This window comes from Liquorilactobacillus sicerae (assembly GCF_029916425.1).
In the GTDB taxonomy this organism is placed as follows: domain Bacteria; phylum Bacillota; class Bacilli; order Lactobacillales; family Lactobacillaceae; genus Liquorilactobacillus; species Liquorilactobacillus sicerae.
Genome location: NZ_JAHAVQ010000034.1, coordinates 1 through 1,406, shown reverse-complemented (window position 1 = coordinate 1,406; position 1,406 = coordinate 1). Strand labels below are relative to the sequence as shown.

1 protein-coding gene is annotated in these 1,406 nt (G+C 32.7%); it reads right to left on the bottom strand.

The window, feature by feature from the left end:
* Positions 1 to 135: 135 nt before the first annotated feature.
* Positions 136 to 1,320, bottom strand: coding sequence for an MFS transporter (locus tag KH893_RS10980; RefSeq protein ID WP_281166167.1), 1,185 nt, complete (start codon positions 1,318 to 1,320; stop codon positions 136 to 138).
* Positions 1,321 to 1,406 lie beyond the last annotated feature (86 nt).

The following is a 1,406-nucleotide window of genomic DNA, read 5'->3' as shown; positions in this document are numbered from 1 at the left end:
GCTTTAATGTCGACTAAACCAACCGGTTTTACTTTTGCATGATTTAAAACAGGCAGGTTGTCTACAGCTTTTCTTAGTAAATTCGAATCATGATTGAACTTTACATTATTACCTATTTGAAATTTTAATACCATATTAATTCTCCTCAAAATCACCAGCATGGAGTTTATTAATTACAAAAATAGTTCCAATAATCGCCATGGATGCTGTCAAAATTGATTCAACTAAAAAAGTGTTTTTAATTGAATTGGAACTAGCAATATTTCCAATCACTCTAAATATATATGGTGATAGGGAATATCCCAGGTTCGCACCAACCAATAATAACGATGTTGAAAATGTCCTTGAAAAATTAGTTGGCACGGTTGAAATCCGATTGAAAATATAAGGCACGAAAAGAGAAAAAGAAATGCCATTTAGAATGCATCCAATAGCGGAAAATAAAACGTTATTTGAAAGAGCTAATACTATACAGGATAAAGAAATCAGCATCACTGAAACAGGAAGTGTAAATTGATTAAGTAATTTGAAAATGTTTCTGAAAGAAAAGCCGGTCAACATACTAGCAATCGACATAATGCTAATAACGTTCGATGCTTCGGTAGCCGAACCATAGCCTCTAGATGTGAACAGTAAAGCTAATTCAACCTGCGAAGCCATATATATTCCCACCATGATAAATAAGAATAGGATATAATTTATTACTTGAATGTCGATTTTCTGAATTCTTTTGACCGAAAATCGATCAATATTTTTTTTATTTTCTTTTTCGGGATCAGGGACGAATAAAATAAATAATACAAAAATAGGTAAAATAACTGCATAAATCCAAAAAGTGTCTGGCCAGTCAATTTTTAATAATTCTCCGGCGGCAAAAGTTAATATAGCAGTACCTAAACCCTGGAAAGCACTTTGAAAGCCTATAAGTTGAGCTCTTGTATCTCCTTCAAAAAAATCACTAATCAAACTTACTGCAAGTGAATTGAATAGACCAAAACCAATTCCTAAACCAGCTCGAGAAATCAATATAACTATAAAACTACTGCTAATAAACACTGGGACTAGACCAGAAATAAAAGCAATGGTCAGGCCTAATAATACGGTTTGTTTAGAACCAATTTTTTTAGAAACAAAACTACTTAATAGAACAAAAACAACAATCAATAATGATGGAATTGTAGTTAACATTTCCACAGACGACAAAGGTTCGTTGGAAAAAGTTTTCGACATCGCTGGAATATTTCCGGTAATTGCTCCCGCGGAAGTCAGGACCAACGAAATTGATAACAAAGAGAATTTCATCAACCAACCTTTTTTCATATTAATTCCTCTCTTGTTTTTGTATAAGTTTCATTAATGATCAGATGATCTTGACGCCAATGCAATCATATTGGAAAGTATCGTAA